Annotated in this window: 13 protein-coding genes and 1 pseudogene; 5 read left to right on the top strand and 9 right to left on the bottom strand. The window is 72.3% G+C overall.

What is annotated here, in order from left to right; all coding sequences use genetic code 11:
- Nucleotides 1-2: 2 nt before the first annotated feature.
- The 3 genes from FM112_RS09315 to FM112_RS09305 form a co-directional block, all read right to left on the bottom strand.
- The gene (locus FM112_RS09315; protein ID WP_087006795.1) at nt 3-1400 is read right to left on the bottom strand and encodes an MFS transporter; all 1398 of its coding nucleotides are present in this window, start codon (nt 1398-1400) and stop codon (nt 3-5) included.
- A 74-nt stretch (nt 1401-1474) separates the two neighbouring features.
- On the bottom strand, nt 1475-2482 hold the full coding sequence (locus FM112_RS09310; RefSeq protein ID WP_176386765.1) for a zinc-binding dehydrogenase: 1008 nt from the start codon (nt 2480-2482) through the stop codon (nt 1475-1477).
- Nucleotides 2479-4248 (bottom strand): thiamine pyrophosphate-binding protein, encoded by a 1770-nt coding sequence (locus tag FM112_RS09305; RefSeq protein WP_087006791.1) that lies wholly within the window; start codon nt 4246-4248, stop codon nt 2479-2481. Before FM112_RS09305 ends, FM112_RS09310 begins: the two co-directional genes overlap by 4 nt.
- Nucleotides 4249-4393: 145 nt before the next feature.
- On the opposite strand from FM112_RS09305, the gene FM112_RS09300 reads away from it, so the two are divergent.
- Both FM112_RS09300 and FM112_RS09295 read left to right on the top strand, forming a co-directional pair.
- Nucleotides 4394-5815 carry an aldehyde dehydrogenase family protein gene (locus FM112_RS09300; protein WP_176386764.1) on the top strand — a complete coding sequence of 474 codons (1422 nt, stop codon included), beginning with the start codon at nt 4394-4396 and terminating at the stop codon, nt 5813-5815.
- 3 nt (nt 5816-5818) lie between these two features.
- On the top strand, nt 5819-7450 hold the full coding sequence (locus FM112_RS09295) for an FAD-dependent oxidoreductase (RefSeq protein ID WP_087006787.1): 1632 nt from the start codon (nt 5819-5821) through the stop codon (nt 7448-7450).
- Between the two features lie 63 nt (nt 7451-7513).
- Here the strand turns inward: FM112_RS09295 and FM112_RS09290 are convergent, their stop codons facing one another.
- Nucleotides 7514-8371 carry an IclR family transcriptional regulator gene (locus FM112_RS09290; protein WP_087006785.1) on the bottom strand — a complete coding sequence of 286 codons (858 nt, stop codon included), beginning with the start codon at nt 8369-8371 and terminating at the stop codon, nt 7514-7516.
- A gap of 160 nt (nt 8372-8531) precedes the next feature.
- On the opposite strand from FM112_RS09290, the gene FM112_RS09285 reads away from it, so the two are divergent.
- On the top strand, nt 8532-10661 hold the full coding sequence (locus FM112_RS09285) for an ATP-dependent DNA helicase RecQ (protein WP_087006783.1): 2130 nt from the start codon (nt 8532-8534) through the stop codon (nt 10659-10661).
- Nucleotides 10662-10840: 179 nt separating this feature from the next.
- On the opposite strand, the gene FM112_RS09280 is transcribed toward FM112_RS09285, so the two are convergent.
- Complete coding sequence (locus FM112_RS09280; RefSeq protein ID WP_087006781.1) at nt 10841-12382, bottom strand: PucR family transcriptional regulator; 1542 nt, start codon at nt 12380-12382, stop codon at nt 10841-10843.
- A 148-nt stretch (nt 12383-12530) separates the two neighbouring features.
- Here FM112_RS09280 and FM112_RS09275 point away from each other — a divergent pair, with 148 nt between their 5' ends.
- Nucleotides 12531-13862, top strand: coding sequence for an aspartate aminotransferase family protein (locus FM112_RS09275; RefSeq protein ID WP_087006779.1), 1332 nt, complete (start codon nt 12531-12533; stop codon nt 13860-13862).
- 144 nt (nt 13863-14006) lie between these two features.
- Here FM112_RS09275 and pruA read toward each other — a convergent pair whose 3' ends face one another.
- The 4 genes and pseudogenes from pruA to FM112_RS09255 all read right to left on the bottom strand — a co-directional run.
- Complete coding sequence (gene pruA / locus FM112_RS09270) at nt 14007-15653, bottom strand: L-glutamate gamma-semialdehyde dehydrogenase (RefSeq protein WP_087006777.1); 1647 nt, start codon at nt 15651-15653, stop codon at nt 14007-14009.
- Nucleotides 15654-15661: 8 nt separating this feature from the next.
- A complete protein-coding gene (locus FM112_RS09265; protein WP_087006775.1) occupies nt 15662-16663 on the bottom strand; it encodes a zinc-binding dehydrogenase in 1002 nt (333 codons plus the stop codon).
- Between the two features lie 6 nt (nt 16664-16669).
- Complete coding sequence (locus FM112_RS09260; RefSeq protein WP_087006772.1) at nt 16670-17767, bottom strand: alpha-hydroxy acid oxidase; 1098 nt, start codon at nt 17765-17767, stop codon at nt 16670-16672.
- 3 nt (nt 17768-17770) lie between these two features.
- Nucleotides 17771-18658, bottom strand: a pseudogene (locus FM112_RS09255) (dihydrodipicolinate synthase family protein); the annotation flags it as partial.
- 119 nt (nt 18659-18777) lie between these two features.
- Here FM112_RS09255 and FM112_RS09250 point away from each other — a divergent pair.
- Nucleotides 18778-19151, top strand: a 374-nt coding sequence (locus FM112_RS09250; RefSeq protein ID WP_140400642.1) for a transposase family protein, incomplete at its 3' end; no start/stop codon positions are given.

Genomic DNA, 19151 nt, shown 5'->3' with positions numbered 1-19151 from the left:
GCTCACCCCTTCCCATTCGCGGTGCGCGCGGTGTCCCCGTCCCCCACGGTCGGGATCCCGCCCGTGTAGTCGACCGAGAGGCTGCGCTTCGAGGTCTCCGGGGCGGCGATGATCGCGACGAGCGAGATGACGCCCGCCAGGACGATGTAGCCGGAGACGCCCCAGGAGCTCCCGTTCGCCCAGATCACCAGCGAGCTCGCGATCAGGGCGGCCGGTCCCCCGGCGACGATCCCGGAGATGCTCAGCCCGAAGTTCGCCCCGGTCAGCCGGTAGCGGGTGGGGAAGAGCTCCGAGTTGAGCGAGGCGCCGATCGACCAGGTCATCGCGTGAGCCACGGCCAGGGCCAGGATGATGGCGATCCAGGCCAGCGCCGGCTGCCCCGTGTCGATGAGCATGAAGGCCGGGAAGGCGAGCGCGATCCAGACCAGGCAGCCCGCGATGTACAGGGGGCGGCGCCCGAAGCGGTCGCTGAGGTGGCCGAAGAAGGAGATGAGGCAGACCTCAATCGCCGCCGCCACGGCGACGCCCAGGAGGATGTTCGATTCGGGCAGGCCCACGGTGCCCACGGCGTAGCTGACGATGAACGTGGCGAACACGTAGAAGCCGATGTCGGGCGCGAATCGCACCGCGACCGCGGTGAGGAGCTCGCGCCACGAGTAGCGGAACACGTCGATCGCCGGCACCTTGGAGGACATCTCGCCGGAGGACTTCGCCCGCGTGAACTCGGGCGACTCCTCGAGGCGGGTGCGGATCCACAGCCCCACGACCACCAGCAGCGCGCTGGCGATGAACGGCAGACGCCAGCCCCACGAGTGCAGGGCGTCATCGGGCATGAGCCCCACGAGCGCGAACGCCCCCGAGGAGAGCAGCAGGCCGATCGGCGATCCGAGCTGCACGAGGCTGCCGACGAAGCCGCGGTTGTGCGGCCCGGCGTACTCCGCGGCGAGCACGGTGGCGCCGCCCCACTCGCCGCCGAGGGCGAGGCCCTGCAGCAGGCGCATGAGCACGAGCAGTACCGGCGCCATCACGCCGATCGTCGCGTACGTGGGCAGCAGGCCGATGCCGAGGGTCGCCACGCCCATCAGCAGGAGCGACAGCACGAGCGCGCGCTTGCGGCCGAGCTTGTCGCCGATGTGGCCGAAGATGAACGAGCCGATCGGCCGCATGATGAAGCCGACGGCGAAGGTGGCGAAGGCCGCGAGCGTGCCCACGATCGGGTCGAACGCCGGGAAGAACAGGGTGTTGAGCACCAGGGCGGCGGCCGTGCCGTACGCGAAGAAGTCGTAGTACTCGATCGCGGTGCCGATCGCGCCGGCGGCAAAGGCCCTTCTCGCCTGCCGAGGCGATTTCGCCGGCGGCTCGGGGGTGTCGGTCGGGTGGACGGGTGGGTTCATTGTCATTGCGTGTTCCGCTTCGTCGAGGAATCTCAGGGTGGTGCGGCGGCGCTCGGCCGGGGGCCTTCGCGGCGCCGGTATCAGGGGTGCAGCAGGACTTTGACGGCCTCTCGCGACTCGAGCAGGCGCATCGCTTCTTCGAAGCGATCGAGGGGCAGGGTGTGCGTCACGATGGATTCGAGCTGGGGCGCCTGCTCCAGGCGCCGGGGGATCGTGCTCCAGGTGGAGATGTCGTAGGCGCGCGAGCCGAGCACCGAGCGCTCCTGCCACGCCAGCTGGGCGGTGTCGATGGCCGCCGGCGCGGTCGGGAGCCCCACGCAGACCAGCCGTCCCCCGGGGCCGAGCAGCTCCGCCGCGAAGCTCGCCGCCTCGGCAGTGCCCGCGGTCTCGAAGACGACGTCGAACGCGCCGCGCTCCGCCGCCGCGTCCTCCGTGACGAGCGCGGCGATCGCGCCGTACTCGAGCGCGAGCCGCACCTGCGCCGCGTCCGCCCTCCGCCCGATCATCGTGACCTCGTACCCGGGCAGGGCGCCGAGCGTGAGCAGCCCGACGGTGCCGGGGCCGACGATGGCGATGCGCTCGCCCTCGCGGATCTCGGCGCGGTCGACAGCGTGGGCTCCGACGGCGAACGGCTCCGCCAGCCCCGCGAGCTCGTCCGAGACGCCCTCCGGCACCTGCACGAGGTTCCGCGCGGGCATCACGAACTCGCTCGCCCAGCAGCCGTCGGTGTCGAGGCCGATGACCTCGCGCTCGCTGCAGAGCATCGACCGGCCGCCCCTGCACCAGCGGCATCGCCCGCACGTGAGGTGGCATCCGCTCACCACGCGGTCGCCGGCGGCGAACCCGGCGACGCCGGGGCCGGGCGCGACCACGCGGGCCGTGAACTCGTGCCCCAGGACGACCGGGTACGTCGGGCTGTATCCCGAGCCCGGGCCGTACGCGCCCTCGATCATGTTCACGTCCGTGTGACAGATGCCCGCGTACACGAGTTCGAGCAGCACTTCCCCGGGCCCGGGGGCTGGAGTGGGGAGCTCCCGCACCTCGGTGCGGCCGCGGCCCGGCCCGGTCTTCACGATCGCCGTCCTCATGCGTCGGGCCATCCGAAGCCGGGGCGGGGGTGGTCGAGCGGCGGCAGCGCCCAGGTCGCCGCGGCCGGCAGGCCGACGGCGTCCGTGACCGAGACGTCGACGACCGTCGGCCGCTCGGAGGCGATCGCCGTCTCGAGCGCGCTTGAGAGGTCCGAGGAGTGCGTCACGGTGATGCCCTCCGCGCCGAGCGAGCGGGCGAGGGCCGCGTGATCGGCCTCGTACGGGGCGCCGTCGGCGCCGAGGAAGGTCGTGGCGAGCTCGCGGTCCGCGCCGAAGTAGAGGCGCTGCTGGTCGCGGATCGACTGGAAGCCGCCGTTGTTCCACACGATCCACGTCGCCGGCACGTCGTATTGGACGGCCGTGGCAACGGCGCTCGGCAGCATCAGGAACCCGCCGTCGCCGACGACCGCGACGTGCTTGCGCTCGGGTGCGGCGAGGTACGAGCCGATCACGCCGCCCAGGCCGAAGCCCATCGAGGCGAACCCCCAGCTCTGGTGGAACGTCCGCGGCTCGCGCGGCTCCCACTCCTGCACCAGCCAGTTGTGGTGGATGCCCACGTCGCTGAACAGGATGCCGTCGTCGGGCAGGACCGCGCGCAGGTCGGCGACGAGCCGCTCCGGGCGCAGCGGGCCGCCCTCCGCGCCGCGGTTCGGCGCGACATGCTCGAACCACTTCCGCTTCCAGGCCGCCACCTCGTCGAGGTACGCGTCCTCGGAGCGGTAGTCCGTCTCCCGCATCGCCTCGGCGAGCTGGCGGAGCACGGTGGCGGGCGAGCCGATCACCGGCACGGTGGGCGGGAAGTTGCGCCCGAGCTCCTGGGGGTCGATGTGCACGTGCACGAGCCTGGTCTCGGGGAAGCGGTACGTGTACCCCTCGAGCCAGGAGCTCGTGGACCGGTCGTCGAACCGGGTGCCGAACGCGAGCACGAGGTCGGCGCCCCGCGCCGCCCGGTTCGCCGCGTACGTGCCGTTGCGCCCCGTCGCGCCGAGCGCGAGCTCGTCCTCGGCGGGGAAGGTGGACTTGCCGAGCGGCGAGGTCGCGACGGGGATCCGGTGCGCGCGGGCGAAGGCCAGCAGCGCCGCCTCGCTCTCGGAGGACTCGACGCCCGAGCCCGAGACGATCACGACGCGACGGGACTCGAGGATCAGCTCGCGGATGCGCTCGATCTCCTCGGGGCTCGCGCCGGGCTGCGGGACCGCCCCGGTGTTCCACTCGGCGGGGCTCTGTAGCGGCTCCTCCGTCTTCTCGGCGAACACGTCCAGCGGCACGTCGAGGTGCACGGGGCCCGGGCGGCCCCGGCGCATGAGCGAGAACGACTGGCGCAGCATGAGCGGGAGCTGCTCGGGCCTGGTCGCCTGGTACGAGCGCTTCACGTAGGGGCGGACCACGCTCGGGAAGTCGGCCTGGTGGTAGCGCCCGGTCTCCTGGAAGGGCGTCCTGTTGAACTGCGAGGTCGGGACGTTGCCCGTGATGGCCAGGAACGCCGAGTCGTCCATGAAGGCCGAGCCGAGCGCCACCGGGAGGTTCGCCGAGCCGGGCCCGCACGACGTGAAGGTCGCGATCGGCTGATGCGCGACGCGGTAGTAGCCGTCCGCGATGAACCCGGCTATCGACTCGTGCTGCGTCGAGATGGTCTGCAACTCGTCCTGCCGGTCGAACAGGCCGTCGAGGAGGCCGAGGTCGCCGTGCCCGCAGAGCCCGACGACGTACGGGACCTGCTCCTGTATGAGGTACTCGCTGATCAGCTCTGCACCGGATCTCGCCATTGCCACTCCTTCGGGACTCTTCGCCATACGGTCGCGTCATTGCTCTATGCGCAATGACTTGCGCAATACGAAACACTAGGACACCATGGTTTCGCAAGTCAAACTTCCTCGGCAGAGCCGCTCAGGAAGACGAAGGAGGAAATCCGTGGCAGTGCATCCCAGTGGCCTCTATCTCGACGGCGAATGGCGGACGGGTCCGACGAAGGCGGTGACGGACCGCTACCGCCAGGAGCGGATCGCCGAGGTGGTCGAGGCGACGCCCCGGCAGGTCGAGCAGGCGATCGAGCACGCGGTCCGCGCCGCGGAGAGCGTTCCCCCTGCGGAGGAGCGGGCGCGAACCCTCCGCGACGTCGCCGAGCGCATGGAGTCGGACGCGGAGCGGATCGTGCGCGACTACATGTCGGAGACGGGCTTCACCCGGTCCGATGCGGAGAACGAGCTCCGTCGGGCGGCGCGCATCTACCGCCTCAGCGCCGAGGAGGCGATCCGGATCGCCGGCGAGCAGGTACCCCTCTCCGGCCCGGGGCACGCCAGCAGACTGGCGTTCACCGTCCGCGTCCCCGTCGGGGTGGTCGTGGCGATCGCGCCGTTCAACGCCCCGCTGTCGACGGTGGCGCACAAGGTCGGGCCCGCCATCGCCGCGGGGAACGCGGTGATCCTCAAGCCTGCCGACAAGACCCCGCTCAGCGCGATCAATGCGGTGCAGGCGTTTCACGAGGCAGGTCTGCCTCCGGGCTTCCTGCAGCTCGTCTGCGGCTCGGGATCGGTGCTCGGCGACGCGCTGGTCGGCGACCCGCGGGTCCGCTTCTACACGTTCACCGGCTCCACCGGCGTCGGCCGCCGGATCTCGGCCCGCGCCGGCCTCGCGCGCACGCAGCTCGAGCTGGGCTCGAACAGCGCCACGCTCGTCGACTCGACCGCGGACGTCGAGGCCGCCGCCGCGGCCGTCTCGCGGGCGGGATACCGGAAGGCGGGGCAGGTCTGCACCAGCGTGCAGCGCGTGCTCGTGCACCGCTCCCGGCTCGACGAGCTGGTCGCCGCGCTCGAGCGGCGCGTCGAGGGACTGGTCGCCGGCGATCCCTTCGACGCGAGCACCGATGTCGGGCCGCTCATCGACCCCCGGGAGGCCGAGCGGGCCGCGGAGTGGATCTCGGAGGCGCGCCGGACGGCGGCGAAGGCCGTCGGCGGCGACCGCTCCGGCCCCGTGCTCGCCCCCGCGCTCCTCGTCGAGCCCGACCGGGATTCGAGGGTCCTGAGGGACGAGGTCTTCGCACCGGTCGTCTCGGTCGTGCCCATCGACGATCTCGCGCAGGGCGTCGACATGATCAACAGCGGCGCCTACGGGCTGCAGAGCGGGCTCTTCACGAGCGACGTGAACGCGGCCTTCCGCACGTTCCGGCGGCTCCGGGTCGGCGGGCTCATCGTGAACGACACCTCGAGCTATCACGCCGACGAGATGCCCTACGGGGGCGTCAAGGAGAGCGGCCACGGGCAGGAAGGCCCGAAGTACGCCGTCCACGACATGACCGATCCCCGACTCATCGTCCTCAACCTCCCGGAGGCCTGACCCATGCCCCAGAATCCGCAGTCCGCATCATCCTTCGACGTGGTCGTCGCCGGCAGCGGCGCCGCCGGCCTCGTGACCGCGATCCGCACGGCCTCGGCCGGCCTCCGCACGCTCGTGATCGAATCGGGCGAGCGCTTCGGCGGCACCACCGCGCTGTCGGGCGGCCGCGTGTGGATCCCCGCCAACGGGACGCCCGCGAACAGCGGCGACAGCCCCGAGCTCGCGAAATCCTATCTCCGCCGGCTGTTCGACCGGAGATGGCCGGAGTTCGTCGACGCCTTCGTCGATACGGCCCCGAGGCTCCGCGAGTTCGTCGAGGCCCGCAGCCCGCACCGGTTCGTCGTGTGCCCGAACTACCCCGACTACCACCAGCACCTCGAGGGCGCGAGCACCGGCGGGCGGTGCTTCGACATGGCGGTGCTCGACACCCGGGTCCTGGTCGAGGAGGCCCGGCAGGTGCGCTACCCGCCGAGCTACTCGCCGATCACCCACGCCGAATGGGAGGAATGGCGGTTCCCCGAGCGCATCGACGCGCCCCTGCTCGCGAAGCGCTTCGAGGAGGGCGGGCGCACGGGAGGCCACGCCCTGGCCGCCGCCCTCGTCGACGGCGCGGTGCGGGCCGGGGCGGAGCTGCGCCCGAGGGCGTCGCTGCGCGGCGTCGAGGAGGCCGGGGGCGCCCGGCGCCTCGTGCTCGACACCCCCGAGGGCTCCGAGACGCTCGACGCCGGGGCCGTGGTGCTCGCGACCGGCGGCTACGACGCGGACCCGGGCCTGAGGGCCGAGCTGCTTCCCGCGGGGCTCTCAGTCTCGGCATCGGCGCCCACGAACACCGGCGCCGCGCTCGAGATCTCCCGGAGCCTCGGCGCGGACATCGCCAACGAATCGGACGGCTGGTGGATGCCCATGGCGCTCGTCCCGGGCGAGGAGCTCGACGGCCGGCCGTACCCCCGCGGGCTCGTCCGCGAGCGCGGCGTCCCCCGGTCCATCATCGTGAACGCCCGCGGCGAGCGGTTCATCGACGAGGCCTCCCCGTACAACGAGTTCGGCAAGAAGATGCACGAGCGGGACGAGGCCGGCGAATGCCCGAACAGCGTCGCCTGGCTGGTCTTCGACGAGGGCTTCCGCGCCCGGTACCCGTTCCCCGGCCTGCCCGCGACCGGCGAGCTGCCGGAGCACATCCGCACGGCCGAGTCGATCGGGGCGCTGGCCCGGGAGCTCGGCATCGAGCCGGCCGCGCTCGAGTCGACGGTCGCCCGCTGGAACCGCCTCTCCGAGCAGGGGGCCGACGAGGACCTGCACCGCGGCGAGAACGCCTACGACCGCTACTACGGCGATCCCTGGGCAGGCCCGGCCGTGAACCTCGGTCCCATCGACCGCGCGCCGTACTACGCCACTCGGATCTACTCGGGATCGATCGGCTCCAAGGGCGGCCCGGTCACGGACACGCACGGCCGCATCCTGCGCGGCGGCCGTCCGCTCGACGGCGTCTACGCGGTCGGCAACGCCTCCGCGTTCTGGACGGGCGACGGCTACCCGGGCCCGGGGGCGACCCTCGCGGTGGGGATGGTCATGGGGCTGCGCGCCGGCGACGCGATCGCCGCGGCATCGACGCGATCGGCCGCAGACGGCCGCTAGCCGAGGTCTTCGCAGGGGCGCCCGTCGGATCCCGGCGGGCGCTCCTGCCGTCCCGGCTCCCGCCTATCGCGCGACGTACTCCTCGGGCTGCGCGGTCGGCGCCTCCGTCCAGCCCTCCGGCGTCCTCGTCGCGCCCCGGGCGAGCGAGGCCTGCCACGCGTGCCAGCGGACCCGCTCCCCGATGAGCGGGATGCGCTCCGGCGTGATGCGCTGGGTGGGGCCCGAGATGCTGATGCTCGCGTCGACGGCCCCGCTCGGCGAGAACACCGGGGCCGACACGCAGCGCAGGCCCTGCTCGAGCTCCTCGTCGTCGACGCCGTAGCCGCGCTCCCGGAGGCGCCGGAGATCCGCCTCGAGCTCGTCGAAGGTGCGGATCGTGCGCTCCGTCCGCGGCAGCAGGTCCACGGCGGAGAAGAGGTCCTGCAGCGTGCTCTCGGGGAGCCCCGCCAGGAGCGCCTTGCCCATGGAGCTCACGTACGCGGGGGCCTGCTTGCCGACATACGAGTGCATCCGCACGGTGTGCCAGCCGTCCACGACCGCGATCGTCGAGGTGTCCGGCCCCCGCAGCACGGCGAGGTGCCCGGTCTCGCCGGTGATCTCGACGAGCCGCTCGAGGTGCGGCACGATGATGTCCGTAAGCCCCGCCGGGCGCCCCGCCAGCTCGCCCAGCGCCGCGAGCCGCTGCCCGAGGCGGTAGGTGCCGGGCGCGTTGACCTGCTGCAGGTAGCCGCTCATCGCCAGCGTCGCGGCGATCCGCGACGCGCTCGAGCGGTGGATGCCCAGCTGCTCGGCCATGTGCCCGATGCTGAGCTCCCGGTGCTCGGCGCTGAACAGGTCGAGAACCTGGAGCCCCTTGGTCAGCGACCCGATGAGGCCCCTGCCCTCGCCGCTCTGCGATTCGCGCGATCCCCTGCCTGCCATGCGGCCAGTCTAGTCGGCGCCCCTCGCCGTCCCCGGGGCGCGGGATCGGGGACGCCTCGGGTGCGTCTCGGCGCCTTCGCGGAGGGCGCGCCGCCGCCCGGGCGCCGATGTCCGGGGCTCCTCCTAGAGTGGATGGCGGCCGAACGGATGAGGAGGCGGCATGGAAGCGCAGACGACGCAGGACGGGCAGGGCGCGGCGGGAGCCGGCGAATCGCTGCACGAGGCGGCGACCCGGCTGCTCGAGCAGCTGACCGGGAGCCCCGACGCCGAGCTGCGCTCCGGCCAGTACGAGGCCATCGAGGCGCTCGTCGCCCGGCGCAGTCGCGTGCTGGTCGTGCAGCGCACCGGCTGGGGCAAGTCGGCCGTGTACTTCCTCGCGGCGAAGCTCATGCGCCAGGCCGGCCGCGGCCCCGCGCTCATCGTCTCGCCGCTGCTCGCGCTCATGCGCGATCAGGTGGGCGCGGCCACCCGCGCCGGCGTCGTCGCCCGCACGCTCAACTCCGCGAACGCCGCGGAGTGGGACGCCGTGCACGCCGAGCTGCAGGCGGGCGTCGTCGACGTCCTGCTCGTCTCGCCCGAGCGGCTCACGAACCCGTCCTTCCGCGACACGGTGCTGCCGGGCCTCCTCGACTCGATCGGCATGATCGTCGTGGACGAGGCGCACTGCATCTCGGACTGGGGCCACGACTTCCGCCCCGACTACCGGCGGATCGGCGCGATGATCCGCGAGCTGCCCGCGCAGACGCCCGTGCTCGCGACCACCGCCACGGCGAACTCGCGCGTGGTCGCCGACGTCGCCGAGCAGCTCGGCGAGGACACCACGGTGATCCGCGGCCCGCTCGCGCGCGACTCCCTGCGCCTGGGGGTCGCGCCGACGCAGGCGCCGACGGCGCGGCTCGCCTGGCTGTCGGAGCACCTGGGCGATTTCTGGGGCTCGGGCATCGTCTACACCCTCACGGTCTCGGCGGCGCAGGACACGGCCCGGGCCCTCCGCGAGGCGGGCTGGAACGTGGCCACGTACACGGGCGGCACCGATCCCGAGGAGCGCGAGCGGCTCGAGCGCGCGCTCAAGGACAACGAGCTCAAGGCGCTCGTGGCCACCTCGGCCCTCGGCATGGGCTTCGACAAGCCGGACCTGGGCTTCGTCGTGCACCTCGGCGCGCCCTCCTCCCCCGTGGCCTACTACCAGCAGGTGGGCCGCGCCGGCCGCGCCGCCGACTCCGCGGACGTGCTGCTCCTGCCGGGCCCCGAGGATCGGGAGATCTGGGAGTACTTCGCGACGGCCTCCATGCCCTCCGAGGAGGATGCACGGGCGGTGCTCGAGGCGCTCGACGCGGAGGGGACGCTCTCCGTCCCCACGCTCGAGGCGCGCGTGGGCGTCCGCCGCAGCCGGCTCGACCTGCTGCTGAAGACCCTGAGCGTGGACGGCGCCGTGCGCCGGGTGCGCGGGGGCTACAAGTCGACGGGCGCGGGCTGGCGCTACGACGCGGAGCGGTACGCGCACGTGGCCGAGGTGCGCCGGGCCGAGGCGCGGGCGATGCTCGACTACGAGGCCGCCTCGACGTGCCGGATGCGCTTCCTCACCGAGGCGCTCGACGACCCGGATCCGCGGGACTGCGGGCGCTGCGACAACTGCGCCGGCCGATGGTGGGACGAGCGGGTGAGCGAGGGGGCGAGCGACCGCGCCCGCGAGCTGCTCGACGGCGTCGGGCTCCCCATCGAGGTGCGCGGCCAGTGGCCCACCGGCATGGACCACCTCGGGGTGGCGCTCAAGGGTCGCATCCCCGCCGAGGAGCGCGCGGAGGAGGGGCGGGCCATCGCCCGGTTCACCGACCTCGGCGCCGGGCAGCGCCTGCGCGAGTTCCTCGCGGCGGATGCGCCGGATGCGCCGATCCCCGACGACATCGGCGCCCTGTGCCTTCGGACGCTCAAGGACTGGCCATGGACGCAGCGGCCCGACTGCGTCATCGCCGTGCCCAGCGCACGCCGCCCGGTCACGGTGCGCTCGCTCGCGGAGGGCCTCGCCGCGGCCGGCAGGCTCGAGGACCTCGGCGACCTGCGGCCGCTGCGCGAGCACGGCGGCCCGGACGTCAACAGCGCCTTCCGGCTCCGCGACCTGCACGCGGCGTTCGGACTCTCGCCCGAGCAGGCCGAAGCCGTCCGCGGCCGGACGGTGCTGCTGGTCGACGACGTGGTCGTCTCGCGGTGGACGATGACGGTCTGCGCCCGGGAGCTGCGCCTCGCCGGCGCCGCGGCGGTGCTGCCCTTCGCGCTCGCCCTGCGCGCCTGATCGCGGCCGCTCCGGCCTGAAGATCCCGCCACCCGGACCTCGCCCCTCCTCCGGATCTCGCCCCTCCTCCGGATCTTGGCGTGCCCCGGCGGTTCCGAGGTGCCGAACCCCACCGGGACCCGCCAAGATTCGCCGGGCGGAGCGGACGGGGCGGGGGCAGGCAGGGGGCGGAGCCTGCGTCAGGGGGACGGGGCGAGCTGCAGGGCGAGCCAGAGCTCGGCACGGTCGTGGAACACGTCCAGGTCGAGGCCCGTCACCGCCTCCACCGACTTGATGCGCGAGCGCAGCGTGTGCCGGTGCATGCCGAGCTCGCGCGCGGCGGGATCCCACGCGCAGTTGTGCCGGTACCAGACGAGCAGGGCCTCCGTGAGCTCGCGCGCATCCGCCCGGGCGCGCAGGCGCCGCAGGATCCGCTCGGCGAGCACACCGCCGTCCGCCGCATCCAGCCACGAGAGCAGGCCGTTCTCGGCGAGCCGATCGAACTCGAGCGTCCCGCCGTCCTCGGCCACGCGGCGCAGCGCGTGCTCGGCGTCCTCCTTCGCCCTCGGGATCTCGCGCACCGTCACCGGGGCCGAGATGCCCGCGCGCAGTCCCTCGCGCGCGACGAACTCCAGGGGCGGCTCGGCATCGGCCGGGTAGATGACCATGAGGTCGCCCCGCACGCGCGCGAAGACGAACCGCGCATCCGCCGCGAGCAGCTCGAGCTCGTCCACGATCAGGGTCCAGTCCTGCGTGCCCCGCGCCACGGCCACGCGGATGATGCCCTCCGGCACCCACGCGTTCATGTCGCGCAGCGCGCGGGCCGCCGCCTCCCCCGATCCCGCGAGGTAGAGCTCCATGACACCCATGCGCAGGCCCCTGCGCGCGCTGTCGAGGGCGCGGCCCTGCTCGATCGCGACGGAGGCGATGCCCACGACGCTCGCGACGAGGTCGCTGCCGGCCGGATCCAGCGGCACGGCGGTGCCGATCGCGAGCACGCCGCGGAGCCGGTCGGCCTGGCCGATGGTCTGCAGCGTGATGGCCTGCGCCCGGTCGCTCAGCCGGGCGGCCGAGCGCCGCCCGCCGCGCAGCGCGCCGGCGACGGCCCGCTCGAGCTCCTCGCGCGCCTCCTCGGGCACGTCGCGCTGCGTGCGCACCGGCACCCGGCGGCCGATCGAGTCGAAGAGCGCCACCCAGCAGCCGAGCTGCGTCTCGAGCTCGCGCAGGGTGGCGGCCAGGCCGTCGGGCCGCAGCGTCGCCCGCGCCACCGCGCGCTGGGCGCGGATGGACCACTGCAGGCGCTCGTGCCGGTCCTCGGCGATCGCGTCGGCCACCCGGCGGATGATGCGGATGAACGGCGTCGAGGAGGGGACGAGGACGAGCGGCAGCCCCGCCTCGACGCAGGCCGCGACCACCGCCCTCGGCACCTGACGATGCACGACGTTCACCGCGAATCCGAGGCCGCGGATGCCGCAGGCCTTGAGGCGCGCGACGTACGCGGCGGCCTCCTGCGCGAACGCGCCCGACGCCTCTTGGCCCCCGGCGTCCGGCCCGTCCGCCGGCGCGAACTGCCCGCCGTCGGTGAGCAGCAGCTGGCCGCCGTCGAGCCACGGCGTGGGATTCATCAGGTCGGAGGAGTGCACCCACGCGATCTCCGCGTCGAGCTGCTCCGCCGTGGCCGATTCGACCGGCAGCAGGCGGAGCCCGAAGTCAGGCTCGGCGAGTAGATTGCGAAGCGTCATCACCACCCGGTCAGCGTATCGGAACTGTCACAAACTGGCAGCGATTTCGCCAATTCGGCAGTGGCGTCCTCGGCCCCCGGGTCGCAGGCTTGGACTACCCGGCGCGCGCTGCGCGCACCCGTCGACCAGCAGCAAAGGAGCAGCCGAAATGACCCACTCCACCTCATCCGCAGGCGCCGCGTTCTCGAGCAACGCCGAGGTCGTCGACGCCGACCTCGCCACCGTGTTCCACTCCTGGTCGGCGCAGGCGAAGCTCGCGCCGCTCGCGATCAAGACCGGCGACGGCTGCGTCGTCGAGGACTACGAGGGCAACGAGTACCTCGACCTCTCGAGCCAGCTGGTGAACACGAACATCGGCCACCGGCATCCGCGCGTGATCGAGGCCATCGAGCGGCAGCTCGCCGAGCTCCCCACAGTGGCCCCCTCGCACGCGAACGCCGCGCGCGCACGCGCCGCGGAGCTCGTCCTCGAGCACGCCCCCGAGGGCTTCTCGAAGGTGTTCTTCACCAACGGCGGGGCCGACGCGAACGAGAACGCGATCCGCCTCGCCCGCCTCCACACGGGCCGGGACAAGGTCATGTCGACCTACCGCTCGTACCACGGCAACACCGGCTCGGCGATCGTCGCGACGGGCGACTGGCGCCGCCTGCCCAACGAGTACTCGCGCGGGCACGTGCACTTCTTCGGGCCCTTCCTGTACCGCACCGAGTTCTGGGCCGAGGACGAGCGGCAGGAGTGCGAGCGCGCCCTGCAGCACCTCGAGCGGGTCGTGCAGTCCGAGGGCCCCGAGACGATCGCCGCGATCATCCTCGAGTCGATCCCCGGCACGGCCGGCATCATGCCGCCGCCCGAGGGCTACCTGCAGGGGGTCCGCGAGATCGCCGACCGGTACGGCATCATCCTGATCTTCGACGAGGTCATGGCGGGATTCGGCCGTGCGGGCGAGTGGTTCGCGTTCCAGGCCTTCGGGGACGTGCGACCCGACCTCATCACCTTCGCGAAGGGCGTGAACTCGGGCTACGTGCCGCTCGGCGGGGTCATCATCCCCGAGGAGATCGCCTCGGACTTCGACGAGCGCGTCTTCCCGGGCGGGCTCACCTATTCGGGCCACCCGCTCGCCTGCGCGGCCGCCGTCGGCTCGATCGAGGCGATGGAGGACGAGGGCATCATCGAGAACGCCCGCCGCATCGGCGCCGAGATCATCGGGCCGCGCCTGCGCGAACTCGCCGGGAAGCACGAGTCGATCGGCGAGGTGCGCGGCCGCGGCGTCTTCTGGGCGATCGAATTCGTGTCCGACCGCGAGCGCCGCACCCCCGTGGGGGACGAGTTCATCGGCCGGCTCAAGTCGGCGCTGCTCGAGCGCGGCGTGCTGCCGTTCACCTCGAACAACCGGCTCCACGTGGTGCCGCCGTGCATCATCACCGATGAGCAGATCAACCGCGGCCTCGACGCGGTGGACGAGGCGATCGCGAGCCTGTAGCGTCCCGGGCGCCGGCCGCTCCCCCGAGCCCGGCGCCCGCCGCAAACACGCCGCCGGGAACCCCGCGACCTGCGCACCATCCGTGCAGATCGCGGGGCTCCCGGCGGAGTCGCGGGCGCGCAAGCCGCCGCACCCGCGAATGCATCAGCGCTGCAGGTAGGGGTACGTCCAATCCGTGGCCGGGGCCAGCGATTCCTTGATGAACCGACCGTTGACCCAGCGCTGCAGCGCGAGCCGCGAGCCCGTCTTGTCGTTCGTGCCCGAGGCGCGTCCGCCGCCGAACGAGACCTGGCCCATGAGTGCGCCGCTGGGCTTGTCGTTGATGTACGTCATGCCGGCCGTGTTCCGCAGCACGTCGAGGGCGTGCGAGATCGCGGCCCGGTCCGAGGCGAAGATCGACAGCGTCAACGCGTACTCGCTGGCCGAATCGATCAGCGGCAGCACGTCCTCGAACTCCTCGTCCTCGTAGACGTGCACCGCGAGCAGCGGACCGAAGAACTCCTCCCGGAACGTGAACGCCGTCGGGTCGGTGGATTCGTAGATGGTCGGCTCCACGAACCAGCCCGTCTCGTCGTGCACCTCGCCGCCCGCGAGCAGCGTGTGGCTCTCGAGCTCGGAGGCTCGGCGGAACGCATCCTCGAGGCGACGCAGCGCAGTCTCGTCAATCACCGCGCCGACGTAGGTCTCGTGCTTCGTCGGGTCGCCGACCGGAAGCGAGCGGACCGTCTCCACGAGCTCGTCGCGGATGGCCTCCCACACCGAGCGCGCGATGTAGGCGCGCGACGCGGCCGAGCACTTCTGCCCCTGATATTCGAAGGCCGCGCGGATCAACGCGGTCCGCGCCGCATCCGGGTCGGCCGTCGGGTGGGCCACCACCGCGTTCTTGCCGCCGGTCTCGCCGACGATGCGGGGGAACGACTTGTACGCGTCGATGTTCTGCGCGGCCTGCTTCCACAACCCGCGGAACACCTCCGTCGATCCCGTGAAGGTCAGCCCCGCGAAATCCGGGTGCGCGAGCGCCCGCTCCGCGATCGCCCTGCCCGAGCCGTGGACCACGTTGATCACACCGGGCGGGAGCCCGGCCTCCTCGAAGACCCGGTACAGGACCTCGCTCGACAGCGCCGACTTCTCGGAGGTCTTCCACACGACGGTATTGCCCATGAGCGCGGGCGTCGTCGGCAGGTTCGCCGCGATCGCCGTGAAGTTGAAGGGCGTGAGCGCCAGGACGAAGCCCTCGAGCGGCCGCTGATCGATGGTGTTGATATCGCCGGTGAGCGAGGGCGGCTGATCGGCGTAGATCTCGGCCGCGAGCGCCGTGTTGAACCGCATGAAGTCGGTGACCTCGCAGGCCGCGTCGATCTCGGCCTGGTGGAAGGTCTTCGACTGGCCGATCATCGTGGTCGCCACGAGCTCATCGCGGTACTTGCCGGCGGCGAGCTCGCCGACGCGCTGGAAGATCGCGGCGCGCTCCCACCACGGGGTCCGGCTCCAGTCGTGCTGCGCGTCCAGCGCCGCCTGGATGGCGCGATCGATCACCGCCGTATCCGTCGCGGGAAGCGTCGCATACACGTGCCCGTGATCGTGCGGCGCGACCACGTCGGAGGTCTCCGCCGAGCCGATGCGCTCGCCGTTGACGATGTGCGTGATCTCGCGCACCTCGTTGTTCAGACGGTCGATCACCTGCAGCACCGACTCCGCCTCGGGCGATCCCGGGCGGAACTCCCGCGCGGGCTCGTTCTTCGGGGCGGGGATGCGCGGGTTCGCGGCGATGCTGATTCGTTGAGTAGTCATTTCCATCCTCATTGGTTGCTCTGGTCTGTCGTTCCGGGGCCGCGGTTCGCGGCCTCGGCGGGCGGGGTGAGCGCGACTTTGAGCCGGCCGCGCTTGGGCGTCGCGTAGCACTGGAAGGCCTCGGCCACGTCGTCGAGTGGGAACACCGTGGTGATGTAGTCCTTCGGCAGTCGCGGGTGCGCGAGCACGTACTCCTGCGCCTCCGGCATGAACCGCTTCCAGTCGCGGGTCGTGCCGCCCCACAGCGAGAGGTTCTTGCGGAAGAACCGGCGCATGGGGAACACGTAGTGGTCCTCGGGCAGGCCGAACAGCACGAGCTGCCCGCTGTCCGCGATCGCCTCGACCGCATCGGCGAGGTGCTCCTGCCGGTGCCCGATGGCCTCGATGATCATGTCCGGGGCGTCGGCCGGGTCGAGCTCCCGGCTCCAGCTCCGGACGTCGCGGTGCACGAACTCGTCGATGCCGAACCGCTCCGCCACGTCCGAGCGGTCCACCCGGTCGACGCCCACGACGTGCGCGGCGCCCATCGACTTGGCCACGTGCGTGAACAGGAGTCCGAGCGGCCCGAGCCCGAGCACGGCGACGCGGCGGCCGCGCACGTCCGAGCAGTAGGAGAAGGTGCTCAGCACCGTGGACAGGGGCTGGACCATCGTCGCCTCGATGTCCCCGAGCCGGTCGTCCACCGCGACGAGCATCGACGCGGCCGTGCTGATCACCTCGCTGAGCCCTCGCGAACCGCTGATGAAGCCCACTACGCGTCGGCCGATCTCGAAGCCGGGGGCTCTGGTCGCCTCCACGGTACCGACCACTTCGTGGAGCGGTGCGCCGGGGCATCCGGTGTCCGGATGATCGGGGTCGATGTGCCCGAGGAACTTCGGGATGTCGCTTCCGCAGATCGCTCCCGCGCGGAACCGGATGATGACCTCGCCGTCCTCGAGCGAGTCGGGCTCCGGTTCCGGCGCCTCCACCCGCTCGAACTCCGTCGGGGCCGGTTGGTAGTACTGCCACATAGCTATCTAGCGCCTCCTCGCGCCGATTCCGAGTTCCTCGGGCGGACGGTCCGCCACGAGCAGGTCGGCGCCGATCTCCTCGATGCGACGGACCCCGCACAGCGCCATCGTCTGCTCGAGCTCGTCGCGGAGCGCGGCCAGCACCGCTTCGACCCCGTCGGCGCCGTCCGCCGCGAGGCCCCACAGCACCGGGCGGCCGATCATGACCGCGTGCGCTCCGTGCGCGAGGGCGATGAGCACGTCCCCGCCGCTGCGGATCCCGCCGTCGACCATCACCAGGGCGCGCGTGCCGATCGCCTCCGCGATGCCCGGGAGCACCTCCAGCGGCGCCGGCAGACGGTCCATGTTCCGGCCGCCGTGGTTCGAGACGATCACGCCGCCGAGACCTGCGTCCACGCAGCGCTCCGCATCGGCAGGCCGCAGCACGCCCTTCCCGAGCACGGGAACGCGCGCATGCTCCGCGATGGCCGCGACCGCCTCCCAGTCCAGCCCCGGCCAGGTGAACGCGCCCCAGTCCTGCGCGGCGCGCTGCAGCATCGGACGGCCGATGTGCTCGGGCATCTGCGGCAGCGCCGCGCGCTGCCGGTAGCGCATGCCCGAGACCGGGGTGTCGAGGGTGAGCACGATCGCCTGCGCGCCGGATTCCTCCGCCGCGCGCACGAGATCCTCAGTGACGGAGCGATCCCGCTGCGGGGAGATCTGGCACCAGTGGCGCTCCGCGCCTGCCTCGCCCCAGTGCACGGAGGACTCCATGCTGAGGGTGAGGACCGCTCCCGCCCGTCGGGCGCCCTCGGCGGTGCCGGGCTCGCCCGACGGGTGGAACAGCCGATGGCTCGCCATCGGCGCCACCACGATCGGATGCTCGTGCTCGCTGCCGAGCACGGTGGTCCGGGTGCTGACCGCCGAGGCGTCCCGGCAGAGGTGGGGAAAGAGCGCCTGCGACTCGTAGGCGAGCCGGTTGCGCAGCGCCGACCGGCCGTCCCCGGCCGATGCCATGAGATAGGCCCACGATGCCGGCGCCACCTGCGCCTCGGCCCGTCGCCGGATGATCTCGAGCGGCAGCGACTCCGTCTCGGCGGTCGCCGCCGTCGCGGAAAGCAGCATCGACTACACCTCGTATCCGTGCGAGCGGAGGCAGCGCCGAAGGCCTTCCAGCTGTTCTCCCTCCACCGGCCGGCGCGGATAGCGCGGATAGCCGCCGGGCCGGCCGAGCAGGTTGAGCGCGGCTTTGAGCTGCCCGGGGATGCCGCCGAACATGCCGTTGCCGTCGATGTCGTCCAGGTCCCGCTGCAGCGCGTTGAGCCGGTCGATGAACTCGCGGGCGGCCTCGGAATCACCCGACCAGAGATGCTCGAGCGCGCGGATGAGCTCGCCGCCGAAGAGCAGCCCGCCGCCGATGTAGCCGTCGGCGCCCCAGTCGTTGGCCATGAGCCCCAGGCCGGGGCGGTTCATCAGGTTCCCGAACACGCGGATCCGGTCGCCTACGAGACGGCAGGTCTCGTACAGCGCGCGGTCGTCCCGGTTGCTCTCCTTGACGGCGACGACGTTCTCGATGTCGGCGAGCTCGTCGATGAGCTCCGGCTCCAGGTTCGTCGCGACATCCGCGGGGATGTTGTACACCATCACGGGCAGCCCGGTCCTGCCGCACTCCCGTCGGTAGTACTCGAGGAGCTCGTCGCGGTCCAGCCGCCAGCCCGCCGGAGGCGAGAGCATGATGCCGTCGGCGCCGATCTCGCCCGCGTGCCGGATGAGCCGCGCGGTGGTGGCGGGGTCCGTGCTCGAGACCCCGACGATGGCGGGAACCGTCCCGGCGACCTCCGCCACCCCGGCCTCGGCGACGGCCTCGCGCTCGTCGGCCCGCTGCGCGTACCACTCGCCGCTGCTGCCGTTGATGACGATGCCGTGGGACCCCTCGTCCAGGTAGTACCGCACGACCGCGCGGAACGACGGGATGTCGAGGTCTCCGTGCTCGGTGAAGGGGGTGGGGCTGGCGGTGAAGTATCCGGCTCTTCTCGAACGAGGGTGTAGTCCGTTGAGCGCGTCGCTGTCCGTGTAGGAGTCGAGGTCTCCCTGAAGATGGAAGTTCCTACACTGCCCACCCGGAAGACCTCGACATGTCCCACCCTACTTTTGATGCGCCCTGCCTGACCACGTTCTGCCGCCTCGACGAGCTCGGTCTCCAAGCCGTCGGACAACACCTGGAACCCGACCGAGCGATGCTCCAATGCCGAGTCGTTGAACCAGACCAGTGGTGCCAGCACTGCGGATGTGAGGGGACGCCACGGGACACGGTGGTGCGCAGGCTCGCGCACGAACCCTTCGGACACCGACCCACGACGCTGCTGATCCGCGTGCGTCGTTACAAGTGCTCAGGATGCGGCCGGGTGTGGCGCCAGGACACGACCGCAGCGGCGCCGCCGCGGGCAAAGATCTCCCGCGGCGGTCTGCGATGGGGACTGGAAGGACTCGTGGTGGACCATCTGTCCAT

Origin of the sequence: Gulosibacter sp. 10, from assembly GCF_900163695.1 — a bacterium.
In the GTDB taxonomy this organism is placed as follows: domain Bacteria; phylum Actinomycetota; class Actinomycetes; order Actinomycetales; family Microbacteriaceae; genus Gulosibacter.
This window is presented reverse-complemented; position numbering and strand designations above follow the sequence as displayed.

Coding starts and splice junctions, on each gene's coding strand:
- FM112_RS09315 (WP_087006795.1), bottom strand. CDS start 1,400: ATGACAATGAACCCACCCGTCCACCCGACCGACACCCCCGAGCCGCCG.
- FM112_RS09310 (WP_176386765.1), bottom strand. CDS start 2,482: ATGAGGACGGCGATCGTGAAGACCGGGCCGGGCCGCGGCCGCACCGAG.
- FM112_RS09305 (WP_087006791.1), bottom strand. CDS start 4,248: ATGGCGAGATCCGGTGCAGAGCTGATCAGCGAGTACCTCATACAGGAG.
- FM112_RS09295 (WP_087006787.1), top strand. CDS start 5,819: ATGCCCCAGAATCCGCAGTCCGCATCATCCTTCGACGTGGTCGTCGCC.
- FM112_RS09290 (WP_087006785.1), bottom strand. CDS start 8,371: ATGGCAGGCAGGGGATCGCGCGAATCGCAGAGCGGCGAGGGCAGGGGC.
- FM112_RS09285 (WP_087006783.1), top strand. CDS start 8,532: ATGGAAGCGCAGACGACGCAGGACGGGCAGGGCGCGGCGGGAGCCGGC.
- FM112_RS09280 (WP_087006781.1), bottom strand. CDS start 12,382: ATGACGCTTCGCAATCTACTCGCCGAGCCTGACTTCGGGCTCCGCCTG.
- FM112_RS09275 (WP_087006779.1), top strand. CDS start 12,531: ATGACCCACTCCACCTCATCCGCAGGCGCCGCGTTCTCGAGCAACGCC.
- pruA (WP_087006777.1), bottom strand. CDS start 15,653: ATGACTACTCAACGAATCAGCATCGCCGCGAACCCGCGCATCCCCGCC.
- FM112_RS09265 (WP_087006775.1), bottom strand. CDS start 16,663: ATGTGGCAGTACTACCAACCGGCCCCGACGGAGTTCGAGCGGGTGGAG.
- FM112_RS09260 (WP_087006772.1), bottom strand. CDS start 17,767: ATGCTGCTTTCCGCGACGGCGGCGACCGCCGAGACGGAGTCGCTGCCG.